We start from the raw sequence: 17590 nt of genomic DNA on the forward strand, positions 1-17590 counted from the left end.
GCATGTCAGGTGTAGTCACCACGCTCGAGCAAGCGCGAGACGATGACCCCGAACACGAGTCCCCAGAAAGCGGCGCCGATATTGAGTAGTTCGATGTCGGAGATCGTCACGAGAAACGCGATCAAAGCGCCGAAGGTGAATTTCCCGCCGAATGCGGTGACGAAGGCTCCCTGTAAGGCCTTGAGCATGGCCAGACCACCAAGAGTGACGATGAACGCAATCGGAGTTCCCAACATCATCGCGACGAACGTCGGGGCGAACAGTCCGAAGACGACGGCGAGTAAGCCGCAGAAGATTCCGGCGGTGTACTGGCGTGTCCGCTCTCCCGACGCCGTGAGCAATGCGTTCGTCGGCCCGGTCAGGCACGTCGACACACAACCCACCGCCGCGTTCACGAGAGAGAACACGCCGCAGGCAACCGTTGCTGTCCCGATCGGCGGTTGATGACCCGCTGCTCGGAGGACTGCGATTCCTTGGCCGTTCTGCACGACGACGACTGTGATCGTCAGCGGTACAACCAGTTCGATCATCGCCTGCCAAGACCAGGTTGGTGTGGTCAGCATTGGATGCGCCAGCCACTCATGAGCGTCGCCGGCGGAGTTGAATCTTCCGGTCGCGAGTATCACGACTACGCCGACGATCAACGCGCCGAGAACGGGCGGAACGAATCTTCCCAACTTGGCGAACACGCTCAGCGCGACAAAGGTGGCGATCATCGGCAGTGCGATCACCGCGTCGTGGGCGGGCGCTTCGACCAAATCAGTTCCGAAATGAAGGAAAACTCCTGCCACCATTGCCATTACGATGGGCATGGGTAAGGTGGCCATGATCGGTGTGACCCACCCGGTCAATCCCAACAACAAGATCAGGGCGCCGGTCGCGAAGAACGCTCCGAGCACGTGCTCCCACGGCAGATGCTCCAACGACGCTCCGACGACTACGGTTCCGGGAATCGTCCAGAAGAAGGCCAGCGGCTGCCGGTACAGCCAGGAAGCCGTGATGGTCAGAATGCCGTTGACGAAGAAGGCACCGAAAAGCCAAGAGGCCAATTGAGCTTGACTCAGTCCACCCGCCAACCCCGCGGCGAGAATGACTGCTACCGGCCCGGTGGCAGAGAAGACGATGCCGATGATTCCGTTGGCGACGGACGTTCCGCCGAAGTCGCGTAAGACCCGCTTCGGGCCGTAGAGCGGGAGGGGTAGTGGCTCGGTGACGACGCGAACGGGCGTGGTCGTCGCAGTGTCCGACATGTTCTCAGTTCTCCTGATGCGGATCCGAAAGCCCCCGGTCGCGGAACAAAGCCGCGAGTTCGCTCCGTGATCGCAGTCCGAGCTTCGCGTACGCGCGCGTGAGGTGATATTGAATGGTCTTGACGGAGAGGAACAATTCGCCGGCAGCTTCCTTGTTGGACTTGCCCGCTGCGACAAGGTCGGCGACGGCTCGCTCTTGCGGGGTCAGGTCGGTGATTCCCTTCTCCGTCCGCGAGAGGTTCAACCCTCCCGCGCGGAGTTCGCGCTCGCAGCGTTCGACGTAAGTAGCGGCGCCCAACGAGTGGTACAGCTCGCGGGCGGCCCGGAGGACGACGTCGGCCTCTGCGCGTTTTCCCGCCCGGCGGAGAGTTTGGCCGTAGGCAAAATTGATTCGGGCTCGGTCGTAGGGGAGCGGCAGCGTCTCGATGCCGAGTAGTGCAGCATCGAAACTTTTTCTTGCCGAGTCGAGTTCGCCCCGTGCGCCGTGGATCCGGCCGCGAACGTAGCCGAGACGTGCCGCAGCTGAGCGGTGCTCACGACGTCGTGCGGTCTGCTCGTGTGGTTGTAGAAAGGCGTCGGCATCATCGACTCGCCCGACCATGACCAATGCATTGGCGTAGAGATCGACCCACGGCCAGAAGCCCGGCTCGTCGAGCCATTGTTGTGCCTTGCTCGAGGTGAGCGGAGCCAGCGCCACCAGGACTTCGGCGTAGTCGGCGGCGGCCTCGGCAACCTGCGCTCTGGCGAGAAGTGCAGGAACGTACATGATTTCGTAGGCGTGAACGCCGGCGTATGCGCGTCGTACGTGGTCACGAGCCAGTTCCCAGTTGCCGCGCAGAGCGTGAATCTGTGCTCCCGACCAGTGAACCAACGGCCGGATGATCTCGATCTCGAACCGATCTACCTCGGCCCCGGCGCCCTCGACGGTTGAGAGCGCTTCGTCCCAGGCACCGAGGGCGAATTGAGTGCGGGCGAGCCAGGCCTGTGCCCACAGCGAGATTCTTGCCGAACCACTGGAAAACTCTGTGGATACTGCGCTTTCGAGGTCGCGTCTGGCGGACTCCGGGTGATCCAACGCAAGCTCGAGCCATCCGCGTCCCATCTGGAAGCGCTGTGCTTGGGCTCCGGGGCGGACGCGATCGGACAGTTCGTCGTATGCCGCGAGCGCATTCTCGGTTCTTCCGGTAGCGCCGAGCCCGAGACCCTTGATCGCTTCGGACTCCACTGCTGCGGGGTCAGAAGGACCTACCAATTCGACTGCGCGGTCAACCCACTCGACGAGGGCCGTGCCATCGAGTCGAGCCAGAGAATGAAGGACCATTCGTTGGGCGATCATCGCAGCGGTGCCTGGCTCACGATCCACGCTGCAGCTGTCCCACGCTCTGGTCAGAAGATCGGCGGCCTCGGTCGGTCGCCCCCGATGAATGGCGAGGTAGCCGAGAACGGCGTCGCGGAGAGGCCCGCGCGAAATACTCTCGATCTCCGGCACGAAGACCATGGCCCGGGGGATGTCACCCGATCCGGTCAGCGCGTCGACTCCGCGGAGCAGTCGGTCCTCGTGTTCGGTTCGGGCCGTGGTGAGACGGCTTGCCGTGACCATGGCATCGGCGACTTCCGACCACGCGCCGTCGGATGCTCGTAATGATGCGTACGCAACGAGTTCGGCGGCGAGGTCCTCGTCGTGGGTGGTGCTGGCAGCGGCAAGGTGGAAAAGCCGTTCACCTTCTCCCCAAGCGATCTCGGCTGCTCGAGTGTGCAGGAGATGCAAGTGTGCGGGTCCCAACGCCGCGTGCACGGCGGCTGTCACCATCGGACCGCTCAGTGACACCTCGGTGCTGCCGCGCTGCTCGTGGACGGAGAGGAGGCCGCTGGCGAAGGCGCTGTCCAAGGCGCCGACCACGTCGTCGACGTCGGCCAACTGAGCAAGGTGGGACAACGTCGTGCTGCGTCCGAGAACTGCTGCGGCTTCGATCAACGTTCGAGCTCCCGCCGAACACGCCACGAGGGCGGCGGCGATCGCCACCGCACGATGACGAGGGACGGGCAAGGTTCGGTGCCACTGGGACCAATAGGCGGGTGGCAGCTCGTCGAGGAGCGAGACGATGTCGAGTGTGTTGCCCGCTGTGAAGTCCTGAAGTTGAAGCGCGACGCCGGAACTGAGGTCGATTCCGCTTCGCATCCGCGCGATGTCGATGATGACGGGTGCGTCGAGCGGGCTGATGTGCAAACGCGTCGACCAGTGCAGGTCGAGAATCTGCCTGACATCCTCGCGCAGGAACGGCGTTTCCTCGGCGACGAGGACGAACAGCAGTGGTGCCGTTCGGCCTCGATGGAGGGCGGAGGTGATTGCCTGAAGCGAGCTGACATCGCTGTGATGGGCATCGTCGACGACGATCAGGGTCAGTTGCTCCGCTGCGTCGACGATCTCGTGTGCAACGGCGACTGGGTCCGAGTCGGAAACCGGACGTTCGAGTAGTTGTTCGATCACTCCGAAGGCGGTGTTCGATTCCCACACCAGCCCACGAGCGCGGCGGAGCGTATGAGCGGAAGAGATTTCGGCGAACCGGTCGACGAGAGTGGACTTACCGCTGCCGGCATCGCCCTCGACCAGCACGAGAGTCGGCACTCCTGTCTCTGCCGCGGCCAAGGCTCGGCCGAGAACGGCAAGCTCGCGTTCTCGGCCGAGCAGCAGGTCGCGAAGTGTCACCCGACTACCGTAACGCCGGGCTCACCACGGGTTTCCTTTTCGGCCAGGTCTTCATCGGATCGAAGTGCAGTGGCGCCCAGGTCGGGTGCTTGCTTCGGCACGAAGAAGGTGACGATCGCGCCAAGCACCGCGATGCCGGCGAAAACGTAGAACGCCGATTCGGAACTGATTCCGGCGCTGATCAGACTGCCTCCGATCAGTGGCCCGAATATCCCGCCCAGACGTCCGAATCCGGCGCACCACGCAACACCTGCGGCCCGAGCGGCCGTCGAATAGTAGTTGGACACGAATCCGTAGATCAGGACCTGAGTACCGATGGTGCCGACACCCGCGATGGCAACGGAGGCGAGGAGTACGGGAAGGGGGAACCCGAATGTGAACAGCAGCAGGGCGAGTGCAGCCAGGCCGAAGGTGGTGGCGACAACCCGTTGCGGACCGGTGACGTCCGCGATCTTGGAGGCGAGAAGTCCACCGATGATGGCACCGCCGTTGAGTACCAACAGGAACGAGAGCGAACCCTTCGCGTTGTATCCCGCGTTTTCCATGATCTTGGGCAGCCAGGTGTTGAGTCCGTAGGTCAGGAGGAGGCCGGCGAAGCTCATGAGGCCGAGAAGCGCGGTGCCCCAGACGTATTGTCTGCTCGCCAACGCTCGGAAGCCGACCTTCTCGGCTACGGCATCGTTGGGTCGATCTGCACCGACAGGCAACGGAATTCCAGTCTTCGAGGAAATGGCGCGAGCTTCCTCGACACGTCCGCGAGCAATGAGCCACGCGGGAGACTCCGGCAGTTTGAACCAGGCGAGTGGGAACAGGAACACCAACGGCAGTGCGCCGATGAGGAACAGTCCGCGCCATCCGATGGAATCGCGGAGAACGATCGCCAGGACGGAGGCCATGACGCCACCGGCAGGGACACCGCTGTAGACGATGGCGTTGAACAGATTGCGGCGTCCCGGCGGCGCGAACTCGGCAATCATGGCTCCGGCGGTGGCGACGAGCCCACCGACGCCGATTCCGGTGAAGAACCGCAGCAGACCGAAGGTGGTGATGCTGGTGGCGAACGCTGCCAGTGCCATTCCGACCGAGAACCAGATGATGTTGATCAGCATCATCTTTCGGCGACCGAAGTGATCGCCGATCGCTCCACATGTCAGTGCGCCGACCATCACTCCGACGAGTGCATACGAACCCAACGCACCGGCCTGAGATGCGGTCAAGGTGCCGATGTGGCTGGGGTCGTCCATGAGCACCGGCAGGATCGTGCCGTAGACGACCAGGTCGTATCCGTCGAACAGAATGGCAATGGCGGCGATGGTGACCACCCACAACACTGACGAGCGATGGCGGGCACTGGCCCAGGAACCACGTTCGATCGAGGACATGGCGAATCTCCGTTCGAGAGATCAGGGATCGGGGGAGGCTGGATTCAGCCGAGGTCGCCACCGGCGACGGGCAGAACCGTTCCGGTGACATACGAAGCCTCTTCGGAGGCAAGGAAAGTGATAGCAGCAGTCTGTTCGTCCAGGGTGCCGTAACGCTTGAGCAGCGACGAGTCGACGGTCTGGTCGACGATCTGCTGGTACCAGGCCTTCTCCTCGTCGGTCTCGGCGCCCGGTCCGCGTGCCACGACCCGTGGTGGCGCCTCGGTTCCGCCGGGAGCGGTTGCCACGACGCGTATTCCGTACTGCGCGACTTCCATCGCCAGTGCAGCGGTGATCGCGCTGACCCCGCCCTTGGCCGCCGCGTAAGGAACACGGTTGACACCGCGGGTGGCGACCGAGGAGACGTTGACGATGGTGCCGCTCGCCTGCTCGATCAGATGGGGCAGTACGGCGCGACACGTCCAGAGCGTGGGGAACAGTGATCGTGCGACCTCGGCTTGTATCTGCTGCGGCGTGTAGTGCTCGTAGGGTTTGGCCCAGATGGTCCCACCGACGTTGTTGATCAGGACGTCGATGCGTCCGAAGCGCTCCAATGCGGAATCTATTGCATTCTGGGCACCTTCGAACGTCTCGAGGTCCGCGGTCACCGAATGGGAACGCTCCAGCGGTGTCGCGATGTCGTGAACCAGTTCGGCTCGATCCACAAGCGCGACGGAACCACCTTCTGCGGAAACTCTTTCGGCAACGCTGCGTCCGATCCCCTGAGCCGCTCCGGTGACGACCACGACCCGGTCGTCGAACCGGCCGGCGAAGAATCTCGTGCTCACGACGCCACACTTTCCCGAGCGTCAGTGATGGCGCGGTGCATCGTCGACTTGGCGTGTTCGCTGTGCTGGACGATCAGATCACGGGCCGCGGCGCGATCATTCTGCTCGAATGCACGCACGATACGTGAGTGATCCTCCGCGACATGTTCGTCCACCCAATCGGCGGTGCGGAGCACTCGGTTCATCAGTTGTGTGACCTCGAGACGGTGGTATGCCTGCAGCAGCACTTCGTTTCCGGTGCAGCGGAAGAGGAAGTCGTGGAACAAGGCATTGGTTTCGGTGAATGCCGCTGCGTCCGTGAAGTGATCGCGGTCGATGGAAGTAGCCGAGTTCTCCGCCAGAATGCGGTACTCCGTCAACTGTGCCGGAGTGAGGCGGCCGATCGTGAGTTCCATTGCTCCGAGTTCGAGTGCCATCCGAGCGTCGAACTGTGCGTCCGACTCCGCGACCGGCAGATGTTCTTCACCGATCTCGTACGTGTCGGCAGCTGATTCTTCGGCCGAGGCTGCCGGTGAATCAGCGGGTGCTGCCGCGTTGTTGAACTTTTCGAAGTAGAAGTTCGTGGGTGTGATCGAGACGTCCTTGAAGTGCAGACGTACGGCTTCGACCATCGGCGGCGGGCCGCACAGGTAGACGTCCACGTTGCCGTCGTCGAGGTGATCGGGCTCGATCAAGCCCGTGACATAGCCCTTGTTCGGTGCTGTGCTGTCGGGATCGGATACGCAGTAGTCGAAGGTGAACTGGGGTAGAGACTCCGCGTAGTCGTGCAGTTTGTCGAGTTCGACGAGATCTGTGTCGGAGCTGACGCCGTAGACCAGATGAACGGGCCGAGTGGAGCTTTCGGTACGCATCTTCTCCAGTATGGAGAGCAGCGGGGCCAAGCCGGTTCCGCCGGCAAGCAGTAGGGCTCTCCGTTGACCTGACCGGAGGAAGAAGCTACCCATCGGTCCGGTCAGTTCGAGAGTGTCACCTATCTGCGCACGCTGACTGAGATACTCGGACATCACACCACCCGGGGTGATCTTGACCAGGAACGACGCCGACTCGACCTCGGGGCCGGTGCTGAACGAGTACGACCGCGTCGCTTCGGTTCCGGGAACGAGGATGTTCACGTACTGACCGGGGAGGAAGACCAGATCTGCGCGGTTGTCGACTTCGACGGTGAAACCCACAGTCGAATCCGAATGGCGAATGATTTCGGTGATCGTGGACGTGTACGAACCGGCAGTGGTCTTGGCGACCGCCGACGTGGTGGGAATCTGCAGCACGAGATCAGATTCCGGCACCATCTGGCACGGAAGGCAGTAGCCCTGCTCGGCCTCGTCGTCCGTGAGGGCCTCCTCGATGTAGTCGCCGGCATCGAAAGTGCCTGACTCACAGAGTGACTTGCAGGTGCCGCAAGCTCCGTCGCGGCAGTCGAGCGGAATGTTGATTCGCGCGCGGTACGACGCGTCCGCGACGGTCTCGTCGGTGTTGCATTCGACGAAGCGGGTGATGCCGTCTTCGAAACTCAGGGCTACTTGAAAGGTCGGCGCAGCTTGAATGCTCATGGGAAACAGCTCGATTCGAAGAGAAGTCGTGTCAGAAGTGGTAGATGTCGACCACGTGATGGATGTAGTCGTTCTTGAGGACTACCTTCTTCTTCATGATCAACGGCTGCTCGCCCGAGAAGTCGATCGTGTAGTGCGAGGTGCCGAAGTAGGTGTCGACGGTGTTGTAGCGGAAGTACAGCGTGAACCAATTGAAGCGGACGTCGACGACGGAGCCGCGTTCTTCGACCACTTCCACGTTGGTGATGTTGTGGCCGGTGCGGGGCTCGGGAAGGCTTGTCGCGCTGGAACGGTCCGTCCTGATTCGGAACACGCGGTCCTCGATGCCGCCGCGATTCGGGTAGTAGATCAGTGAGATCTCTGCGTGCGGGTCCGTGGTCAGTTCGCCGTCGTCCGCCCACGCGGGCATCCAGTACTCGGAATCGGGGTGGTAGCACTCGATCCACTTCTCGAACTCGCGATCGTCCAGATAGCGAGCCTCACGGTAGAGAAACTGCTGCACTGTTTCGAGGGCGACGGCATTGGTGGTGGTGACAGTCATGATGATGGTCCTCAGATGGTCCGGGCAGAAGCGGCTTGCTCGGCATCTACGGCCGCAAGCATGGCGTCGCGCCAGTATCCGTGCTGAATGGGATACAAGCCTTCGTCCTCGGTCTTGGCTCCGCTCGAGAGCACACGATTCATGCCGAGATCCTTCGCGACGTCGTTCGGACCGGGAATCTGGTGTGTGACACCACGGCTGAGGTCGTTCCACGGGGCGCCGGCTGCCTGGTAAGTCTTCTGGCAGGAACGGAACTCTTCGAGATCGTCCGGGGTGGCCATACCGCTGGCGTTGAAGAAGTCCTCGTACTGACGGATGCGGTTACTGCGTGCTTCGGTGCTCTCTCCCTTGGGAGCGATGCAGTAGATGGTGACTTCGGTCTGGTCCACGGAGATCGGACGGAAGTGCCGGATCTGGCTGCTGAACTGATCCATGAGGTAGACGTTCGGGTACAGGCAGAGATTCCTCGACGCACCGACCATGAATTCGGCTTTCTTGGAACCGAATTGAGCTTCCAGCTCCGCTTTGCGTTCGAACAGTGGACGGTCCTCGGGATTGCCCCACCACATCCAGAGTAGGAGGTGGCCGTAGTCGTAGGAGAAGTATCCACCGCCCTGCTTGCCCCAGGTGCCGGCATCCATTGCTTTGGTCTCGTTGGACGATTCACCGGCGGTGCGGCGAGCGGTGGTAGCGGCGTAGTTCCAGTGCGTCGAGGACACGTGGTAGCCGTCAGCACCGTTCTCGGTCTGCAGCTTCCAGTTGCCGTCGTAGGTATAAGTGGAAGCGCCGCGCAGGACTTCGAGTCCGTCGGGTGATTGATCGACGATCATGTCGATGATCTTCGTGGTGTCACCGAGGTGCTCTTCGAGTGGCAGTACGTCGGGATTGAGGCTACCGAAGAGGAAGCCGCGATAGTTCTCGAACCGAGCCACCTTGGTCAGGTCGTGTGAACCGTCTTTGTTGAACTGTTCCGGATAGCCGCCGGTGCGAGCGTCCTTGGCCTTGAGGAGCTTTCCGCTGTTGTTGAAGGTCCAGCCGTGGAACGGGCAGGTGAAGGTGGTTCGGTTGTCGGTCTTACGGCGACAGAGCATCGCACCGCGGTGGCTGCATGCGTTGATCAGCGCACCCAATTCGCCGTCCTTGTTGCGGGTGATCACGATGGGCTGACGGCCCATGTAGGTGGTGAAGTAGTCACCGACGTTCGGGATCTGGCTCTCGTGCGCGAGGTAGATCCAATTGCCCTCGAAGATGTGCGTCATCTCGAGTTCGAACAGTTGCTCGTCCGTGAAGACGCTGCGCCGCACCTGGTAGCGGCCGGTCTCCGGGTCCTCGACGAGCGCGTCGTCGAGGGCAGCGCGGATGTTCGCGAACTGGTCGGTGCCGCGGGCAGCGTCCAACATATCCGTCATGGGTGTCCTCCAGATAAGAGTGGGCGCCGACCGAGAAATCCGAGGGCTGTCGGACAAAATCGGTGGGACCCGCTTTCCGGACGGGGCTGCGTCCGGTACTGAATTCACCTTGACATCGTGTGTCTCGGGTCACACTAGGCAATTGCCTAGTCCTGACCAAGGGTGCAGTGTTCGTCGAATTCTGCTGATGGGCCATGCCTGCTGAAGACGACGACCAGGGCGGACTCGACATCGCGAGTCCGCCCTACCTGCCGAGTGGGTTATCGGTTCTTGAAGAACGAGACGTCGTCGTTGCCGATGAGGTCAGGGACCGTCCAGCCGTCGAGGTCGTATTCACTCAGGCACTGCTCGGCCAGTCCCTTCATGGAACTTGCGTGTCCACGATTCTGGGCTGCGAACAGCAGTTCGGCTTTGACGTTCTCGTGATTGCCGGAGTAGTTGCGCTCGTAGAGTTCGTGTCGACCGCCGAACTCGGTGCCGATCGAATCCCACAGCGCCTTCATGACTTTCACGCGGTCCACGGCGGTGATGCCGTCGGAACCGCGAACGTACTTGTCGAGGTAGGGACGCACGTCCGGGCTCTTGAAGTCGAGTGAACTCGAAGGCAGGTAGATCAGGCCCGACGCGACGTCCTGTTCGATGATCTCCTTGATCCGCGGGTACCCCTGGATCATGAACATTCGATAGGTGAGGCCGTACTCGAGCTTCGGGATCACCGAATCGCCGACCCACTGTTCGGGATCGCGTGCCATCGATTCGGTCAACGACCAGAAGAGGTTTCGCCACCCGATCACCTCACCGACACGGGTCTGGACTCCGCGGAAGCCGCCGGCGCCGGTGGCTTCGAGTGCCTTCATCAACAGTCCGGCGATGAAGTCGAGTTTGACGGCCAGGCGAGTGCAGCCCTGAAAGGTGAAGCGCGGCAGGAAACCCGATTGAGGGAAGAATGCGTTGATCCGGTCGACGTCGCCGTACATGAAGACGTTTTCCCACGGAACCAACACCTTGTCGAAGACGAAGATGGTGTCGTTCTCGTCCATGCGACTCGACAGCGGATAATCGAACGGACTGCCCATCACCGCAGCATGTTCGGTGTACGAGGTGCGGCAGATCAGCTTCACACCCGGTGCGTCCATCGGTACCGTGCAGATCAAGGCGAACTGCTTCTTCTTGATCGGCAGACCGTAGTGAGCGATGAAGTTGTAGTTCGTGATCGCCGATCCGGTGGCGACCACCTTGGCGCCGCTGACGATCAAACCGGCGTCGGTTTCCTTCTCCACCTTCATGAAGACGTCGCCGACCTCGTCCGGTGGAAGTTGGCGATCCACCGGGGGATTGATGATCGCGTGGTTCCAGTACAGAACCTTCTCCTGCGATTCGCGGTACCAGCGTTCGGCGTTGTCCTGGAACGGTGCGTACAACTCCTTGTTGGCGTGGAGGGTGCCCAGGAAACTCGCCTTGTAGTCGGGGGAACGGCCCATCCAGCCGTAGGTCATACGAGCCCACGTCGCGATGGCATCGCGTTCCTTGAGCAGATCGGCCGAGGACGTCGGAGTGCGGAAGAAAGGCATGGTGACACCGCCGTTGCCCGTGTCCGTCGGAACGGTCAAGGCGTCCACGTGCTCGCCCGTATGCAGAGCGTCGTACAGCCTCGCGGTCATGCGGATCGGATTCCGGAACGCGGGGTGCGTCGTGACGTCCTTGACGCGATCACCGTGAAGCCAGATCTCGCGACCGTCCTGCAGGCTCGAGATGTACTCGTCACCGGTCATGGGCCGCGTGGCGAAGTTCTTCGTGCGGTTGGCTTCGCAGTCGGCGGCCGGATTGACCTGTGGCGCTCCGGAATCTGTGGGGTCGACGCCGGTGGGAGGGATTTCGGTGGTCGTCATGGCAAGGCCTTTCAGATCGTTTGGGGTGCGGGCTGAAGATGAATCGGGGTGAACGAAGTGGTGGCGTCGAACCAGCCGCTGTGGGGGTCGTCCTGACTTCCATTCCAGACTGTGGTCGACGAGGTAGCGCCTAGATCGTGAAAAGTGCTTCGGTAGAACAGAAGCGGATCCTTGCCACTCGACTGCGCGTCGACGATCTCGCCGATGAAGATGATGTGGTCACCGCCGTCGTACTCCCTCCACGGGACGCACGAGATGGTTGCTGCGGCGCCGTCGAGCAGAGGAGCGGTCGGTCCGTCGATCCACCTCGGTTCGGTGCGCTGCGGTCGGCCGGCAAAATGCATGGCCGTGTCCACTTGGTCGGAGGCAAGGATGTTGACGGCAAACGGCGCGTTGCCGAGGTAGCCGCACGCCTTGGACTTGCGAGTCATCGTGATCTGGCACAGCCGTGGTTCCAGGGAAATGGCCGTGAATGCGGTGACGGTGGCTCCGTGTGGTTGACCGTCGGCATTGGTACAGGTGATGACGGTGACGCCGCTCGCGAATTGACCGAAGATTCCTCGAAGCTGATTTTGTTCCATGACCGGACCTCCTTGTCGGATGGCGGTTGAGTGAGAGTGCCGCGAAGTGCGGGAGGGAAGTAGTGGGCGACTCGCGCCGGGAGTGAAGACGAACGTACGGCGGGCGCCGGCTTCGGTCGATCCGTACAGCGCGGTGGCTATCCGGATTGCGCACCCGATCGCGGCCCGTACCCGTTTCCTCTTGGAAGTGACCGGGGACACAGTGTTCAATGATGTTCAGCGCCCTTGCTCGGCAATGTGGCTGGTCACGGGTTTGGAAGGTGAAGAAGGACGATGGTCGACTCCATGATCGGTACAGCTCCCCGCGACTGGGACGAGGCGTGTCATGCGGTTTCGGACGCCTATTTTCCGCACACGCTGACGCCGTTGTCGCGGCATGCGGCCAGTGGAGTCGGGGTGTGCACCACCGAGTTGGGACCGCTGAGGATCGCTCATATTCGGTGGGGAGCAGACGTCGCCGTCGAATCCGATCATCCCGGCGCCTATGGCGTGAACATCCCGCTCTCGGGTGAGCTCGAGTCGGTCTTCGCGGGCTCCCACGTGCTCTCGACGCAGGGGGTTGCGACGGTATGTCCGCCCGACATCACCACAAGAATCACGCGGTGGAGTGCGGACTGCGAGATCGTCGGAGTCCGGATGGACCGCGAGTACCTCGACCGCGAGATGGAGAAGGTTCTCGGCAGGCCCGGAATGCACTTGCCTGATCAGGTGGATCTTCGGGGAGACGACGGAGCCAGATGGCTGAAATTTGTTCGCTCACTGTCGGATCAGATACTCGGCCCAGTCGGACTGCTGCACAACGAACTGGTGGCAGGTCAGCTCTCCGGCGCCGTGGTCACGGCATTCGTCCTTGCAGCAATGCCCGAAAGCGAGGACGCGGTGCGACACGCCAGGCCACGCATCGTCAAGCGGGTGCTCGACGAGATACACGACGACCCGGCCCGCGTGTGGACCGCAGCGGAGATGGCCGAAGTGGCCGGTGTCAGCGTACGGAGATTGCAGGAGGGATTTCGGCAGTACGTGGGCCGGAGTCCGTCGGAATGCCTGCTCGACATCCGTCTCGAGCGGGTCCATGCAGATCTGGTGGATGCCGACGACTCGACGACGGTCACCGATGTCGCTGTGAGATGGGGTTTTACGCACACCGGACGGTTCGCGTCTTCCTTTCGGCGTAAGTACGGATTGCTGCCTTCCGAGGTGTTGAGGCGCTAGCTTCGGTAACCCATGTCCGCGCTGAGTTGGTTTGCCTTCTCGACGAGGAAAGGCGCGACGTCGGCGCGGAAGGCTTCCGGGGTTGTTCGTCCGGCCGAGGTCGAGCACGCTGTTACTCCGACGACGCTTCCGCCGGCGTCGCGGACGGGGGCGGCGAGGGAAATCAGGCCGTCTTCCAGTTCCTCGGACGTGAGCGCGTATCCCTGCTCGCGCACCACCCGAAGGGCGGTATGGAATGCGCCTTCGTCGGTGATCGTGGTGGGCGTGAGGGCGTCGAACGTGGAGTTCGCGATGACGTTGTCGACGATTTCGGTTGGCGCCCAAGCTAGCAGGGCCCGACCCATGGAGGTGGCATATGCAGGCACTCTGGTGCCGACGCTGACGTTGATGCTCATGATCCGCCGGACGGGTACACGGGCGGCGTAGACCACGTCGACGCCGTCGAGCACCCCGAGCGACGCCGACTCGTGGGTGTGTTCTGCGATCTCCAGCAGACGAGGGAGCGCCGCCTCCGTCAAGGCATGTGATGCCGAGAAGTGCTGCCCGATGCTCAGAACGCGTGGGGTGAGCGACCACCGACTGTTGTTACCGGTGACGTATCCGAGCTTCTGCAGCGTGAGGAGGATGCGCCGGACGGCTGGGCGGGAGAGACCCGTTTCGGCGGCAAGATCGGCGAGCGACGGGTTGGGGTTCTTCTCGTCGAAGGCCGTCAGCACAGCAAATCCACGCTCGATGCTCTGGATGTAATCGCGATCGTTCTCGCTCACGGAATGGCCTTTCATCTGCGGGTATGCCCGTTCGACGCCTTCGAAGGTTGACAAACCTTGTGACTGGGCGCACAGTACAAGCGTACGCAGAGCGTAACAGATGTACGCACAGCGTACAACCCAAACTTGGGGAGCCGACTCAGCCCAGCAGTACGGCACCCACCCGGTAACAGCCACATACGGCCCCGAGGAGGACCACATGACCACTTCCGAGAGCCCCACCGCAGTAGGTTCGGGCACTGCCGCCACCGACAAGTTCCTCCAGGAACGAGTCAGCGCGGACACCCCGCCCGAGCGCGTCTCGGCCATCGCCAAGGACGTTCTCGAGGCACTCGCCGGCGTCATCGACAAGCACGGCATCACCTACCCCGAGTACCGCGTCCTCAAGCAGTGGCTCATCGACATCGGCCAGTTCGGCGAGTGGCCCCTGTGGCTGGACGTCTTCCTCGAGCACAACGTCGAAGAGGTTGCGTACCGCGGCCAGCACGGCACCAAGGGAAGCATCGAAGGCCCGTACTACGTCGCCGACGCCAAGACGTTGCCTGCCAAGTGTGAACTTCCGATGCGTGACAACGAGGTTGGATCGAAGCTGGTCTTCGAGGGCCAGGTTCGCGATCTCGACGGCAAGGGGTTGAGCGGTGCAACCGTCGAACTCTGGCACGCGGACGACGAAGGCTACTACTCTCATTTCGCGCCGCACATCCCCGACGGCAACCTCCGCGGAACGATCGTCGCCGACGACGAGGGGCGCTTCGAGATCACCACGATTCAGCCTGCGCCGTACCAGATCCCGACCGACGGCCCCACTGGCTGGTTCATCGAGAAGGCCGGCTGGCACCCGTGGCGTCCGGCTCACCTGCACCTCATGGTGAAGGCTCCCGGTAAGCGCACGATCACCACCCAGCTCTATTTCAAGGATGGAGAGTGGATCGAGAACGACGTGGCAACGGCGACGAAGCCCGAACTGATTCTCGATCCGAAGCCGGGTGCTGACGGAACCAACCGGGTCACATACGACTTCGTGCTCGATCCGGCCTGATCCACAACTGCTCAACAGAAAGTGATTTGATGACAGACCTGTCGATCGTCTCCATCGAGACGACCATCCTCGACGTTCCTCTGGTTCGCCCCCACAAGTTCGCCACCACGTCGATGACGGCGCAGCCGTTGTTGCTGGTCGCGATTCGCACCTCCGACGGAGTGATCGGATACGGCGAAGGTGTCGTTCCGGGCGGGCCGTGGTGGGGCGGCGAATCGGTGGAGACGATGCAGGTCATCATCGAGAAGTACATCGCGCCCGTGGTGGTCGGCAGGCGCGTGGATCAGATCACCGCGATCATGGCCGACATCGAAAAAGTTGTCGCCAATGCACGATTCGCGAAGGCCGCCGTCGACGTGGCGTTGCACGACGCCTGGGCTCGTAGCCTGGGAGTCCCCGTGCACACGCTGCTCGGCGGGGCCTTCCGTGAGAGCGTCGACGTCACGTGGGCACTGGGCGCGGCGCCGGCGGCGGAGATCATCGAGGAAGCTCACGAAAAGCTCGAAGCCCGACTCAATTTCAGCTTCAAACTGAAGATGGGCGCACTCGATCCTGCCGTCGATGTTGCGCGCATCGTCGAGATCGCTCAGGCGCTCGACGGTCATGCCGGTGTTCGCGTCGACGTCAACGCGCGGTGGGATCGCTTCACCGCTCTGCGATACCTGCCGCAACTCGCCGAGGGCGGAGTCGAACTGATCGAACAGCCCACTCCGGCAGACCAAATCGAGGTCCTCGCCGAACTCAGCAGGCTTCTACCAATTCCGATCATGGCCGACGAGAGTGTGCAGACCCCACACGACGCTCTGGAAATCGCTCGCCGGAGCGCCGCCGATGTCATCGCCCTCAAGACCACCAAGTGCGGTGGCCTGCAGCGCAGCCGCGACATCGTCGCGATTGCCAAGGCCGCGGGTATCGCGTGCCACGGTGCGACGTCCATCGAAGGTCCGATCGGAACAGCCGCTTCGTTGCACTTCGCGTGCGCCGAGCCGGGAATCAACTTCGGAACAGAACTTTTCGGCCCTCTGCTCTTCAGTGAGGAATTGCTCCAGGAACCCCTGAAGTATTCCGAGGGTCAGTTGCACCTCCCCGCCGGGCCTGGCTTGGGAGTCGAACTGAACATGGACGCCGTCAAGACCTGGACCAGGAACTAGAGGAAAAAGGAACATGGCACTCTTTCACGTTCGGATGGACGTCGATATTCCGCGCGACCTGGATCCGGAAGTTCGCGCCGATACCGTCGCGACGGAGAAGGCGTACTCACAAGACCTTCAGCGCCAGGGCAAGTGGGTTCATTTGTGGCGAATTGTGGGACAGTTCAGCAACATCAGCATTTTCGACGTCGAGTCGGCTGACGAACTGCACGAGATTCTCTGGAATCTCCCCTTGTTCCCGTACATGAGCATCGAGGTCATGCCATTGACGCAGCACGGATCTTCGATCAAGTAGCCCGCCATGTCTGCCGTGTCTGCCACACCTCCGGGCATGCTGGAATCTGTGCAGCAGTGGCACTGCGAGATGTCAGAGACGTTCGGGGGCCTGTCCCCCGAGAGCTCCGTCGATGCCGCGCCTGTAGGCACGGTCAGCGGCGTAAGTCTCGGGGACGTAGGCGCTTTCGATATCACCGGTTCACCTCAGATACTGCGGCGGAGTACGCGCGCAGCAAAGCGACACGGTAGCGATCTGCTCAAGATCTGCACGGTCCGAACCGGGCGAGCGATCCTGCGCCAATCCGATCGCGAGTTGACGGCCCCGCCGGGCGCGATGATTCTCTACGACGTAGAGCGTCCGTACGCGTTGCGTTTCGACGGCCACTGGTCGTGCACCGTCATGACCGTACCCCGCGGTGCAATGAGTCTGACCGAACGAGAACTGAATTGCGCGCTCGCGCGCATCCACGACGGCCGGCGCGGATCCGGTGCATTGCTGCAGAACTTCATCTCGGGCGCTGTTGCATCGCAGGTAGACGGCAGCGCCGCAGGGCTTCTCGGAGATGCCGGAGTCAATCTCGCTGCGGCAGTCCTGGTGCAAGACTTTGCGCCCGCGACACCCGGAAGTTCCTCGCGTGAGGCGATCTTGCGATATGTGCTTCGGAATCTCGATGTACCGGACCTCTCGGTCGCGTCGATCGCCGGTGCGCTGCACATGTCACCGAGAACAATTCAGCGTCATTTCGGCGACGGGGGTCTGACCCTCAACGCGCTGATCCGTCGAGAACGGTTGATCCGTGTACGCCGCGATCTCACCGACGTCTCACTGCGCGATCACTCGATCTCCGTCCTGGCCGCGCGATGGTGTTTCCATGACGCACCGGCGTTTTCGCGTGCGTTCAAAGCGGAATTCGGTACGGCGCCGTCGGAAGTACGTCACTGATCTGTCGCATCCGAACAACAAACGTGTCCGATCACGACAACTCGGAGCCCGAATACCGGGGCAGAG

15 protein-coding genes are annotated in these 17590 nt (G+C 62.1%); 5 read left to right on the forward strand and 10 right to left on the reverse strand.

Going from position 1 to position 17590, the window contains the following annotated elements:
• Positions 1-5: 5 nt before the first annotated feature.
• The 9 genes from ACFQ6Y_RS01975 to ACFQ6Y_RS02015 form a co-directional block, all read right to left on the reverse strand.
• The gene (locus tag ACFQ6Y_RS01975) at positions 6-1250 is read right to left on the reverse strand and encodes a benzoate/H(+) symporter BenE family transporter (RefSeq protein ID WP_378628379.1); all 1245 of its coding nucleotides are present in this window, start codon (positions 1248-1250) and stop codon (positions 6-8) included.
• A 4-nt stretch (positions 1251-1254) separates the two neighbouring features.
• Entirely contained in the window at positions 1255-3957 is a 2703-nt protein-coding gene (locus ACFQ6Y_RS01980) for a LuxR C-terminal-related transcriptional regulator (RefSeq protein WP_378628380.1), read from the reverse strand.
• Positions 3954-5339 carry an MFS transporter gene (locus ACFQ6Y_RS01985; protein ID WP_378628381.1) on the reverse strand — a complete coding sequence of 462 codons (1386 nt, stop codon included), beginning with the start codon at positions 5337-5339 and terminating at the stop codon, positions 3954-3956. Before ACFQ6Y_RS01985 ends, ACFQ6Y_RS01980 begins: the two co-directional genes overlap by 4 nt.
• A 44-nt stretch (positions 5340-5383) precedes the next feature.
• Positions 5384-6166 carry a 1,6-dihydroxycyclohexa-2,4-diene-1-carboxylate dehydrogenase gene (locus tag ACFQ6Y_RS01990; RefSeq protein WP_378628383.1) on the reverse strand — a complete coding sequence of 261 codons (783 nt, stop codon included), beginning with the start codon at positions 6164-6166 and terminating at the stop codon, positions 5384-5386.
• Complete coding sequence (gene benC, locus ACFQ6Y_RS01995; protein ID WP_378628385.1) at positions 6163-7716, reverse strand: benzoate 1,2-dioxygenase electron transfer component BenC; 1554 nt, start codon at positions 7714-7716, stop codon at positions 6163-6165. Before benC ends, ACFQ6Y_RS01990 begins: the two co-directional genes overlap by 4 nt.
• 31 nt (positions 7717-7747) lie before the next feature.
• Positions 7748-8257, reverse strand: coding sequence for a benzoate 1,2-dioxygenase small subunit (gene benB, locus ACFQ6Y_RS02000; RefSeq protein WP_378628388.1), 510 nt, complete (start codon positions 8255-8257; stop codon positions 7748-7750).
• A gap of 11 nt (positions 8258-8268) precedes the next feature.
• A complete protein-coding gene (gene benA / locus ACFQ6Y_RS02005; RefSeq protein WP_378628391.1) occupies positions 8269-9666 on the reverse strand; it encodes a benzoate 1,2-dioxygenase large subunit in 1398 nt (465 codons plus the stop codon).
• Between the two features lie 260 nt (positions 9667-9926).
• A complete protein-coding gene (locus ACFQ6Y_RS02010; RefSeq protein ID WP_378447376.1) occupies positions 9927-11555 on the reverse strand; it encodes a 4-hydroxyphenylacetate 3-hydroxylase family protein in 1629 nt (542 codons plus the stop codon).
• An 11-nt stretch (positions 11556-11566) separates the two neighbouring features.
• Positions 11567-12136, reverse strand: coding sequence for a flavin reductase family protein (locus tag ACFQ6Y_RS02015; protein WP_007729773.1), 570 nt, complete (start codon positions 12134-12136; stop codon positions 11567-11569).
• A gap of 273 nt (positions 12137-12409) precedes the next feature.
• Here ACFQ6Y_RS02015 and ACFQ6Y_RS02020 point away from each other — a divergent pair, with 273 nt between their 5' ends.
• The gene (locus ACFQ6Y_RS02020) at positions 12410-13348 is read left to right on the forward strand and encodes an AraC family transcriptional regulator (RefSeq protein WP_138870761.1); all 939 of its coding nucleotides are present in this window, start codon (positions 12410-12412) and stop codon (positions 13346-13348) included.
• Here ACFQ6Y_RS02020 and ACFQ6Y_RS02025 read toward each other — a convergent pair.
• Entirely contained in the window at positions 13345-14115 is a 771-nt protein-coding gene (locus ACFQ6Y_RS02025; protein WP_378447374.1) for an IclR family transcriptional regulator, read from the reverse strand. The genes ACFQ6Y_RS02020 and ACFQ6Y_RS02025 overlap by 4 nt on opposite strands.
• 199 nt (positions 14116-14314) lie before the next feature.
• On the opposite strand from ACFQ6Y_RS02025, the gene catA reads away from it, so the two are divergent.
• From catA to ACFQ6Y_RS02045, 4 genes are read left to right on the forward strand one after another with little or no spacing between them, the layout of a single operon-like run.
• A complete protein-coding gene (gene catA, locus ACFQ6Y_RS02030) occupies positions 14315-15154 on the forward strand; it encodes a catechol 1,2-dioxygenase (protein ID WP_378628397.1) in 840 nt (279 codons plus the stop codon).
• A gap of 29 nt (positions 15155-15183) precedes the next feature.
• Positions 15184-16305 (forward strand): muconate/chloromuconate family cycloisomerase, encoded by a 1122-nt coding sequence (locus ACFQ6Y_RS02035; RefSeq protein WP_378531000.1) that lies wholly within the window; start codon positions 15184-15186, stop codon positions 16303-16305.
• 13 nt (positions 16306-16318) lie between these two features.
• A complete protein-coding gene (catC, locus tag ACFQ6Y_RS02040; RefSeq protein ID WP_138870757.1) occupies positions 16319-16600 on the forward strand; it encodes a muconolactone Delta-isomerase in 282 nt (93 codons plus the stop codon).
• 6 nt (positions 16601-16606) lie between these two features.
• Positions 16607-17524, forward strand: a complete 918-nt coding sequence (locus tag ACFQ6Y_RS02045) for a helix-turn-helix domain-containing protein (protein ID WP_378542111.1) — start codon at positions 16607-16609, stop codon at positions 17522-17524.
• The last annotated feature ends 66 nt before the right edge of the window (positions 17525-17590 follow it).

The organism is Rhodococcus sp. NPDC056516, assembly GCF_042794655.1.
Classification (GTDB): Bacteria; Actinomycetota; Actinomycetes; order Mycobacteriales; family Mycobacteriaceae; genus Rhodococcus_F.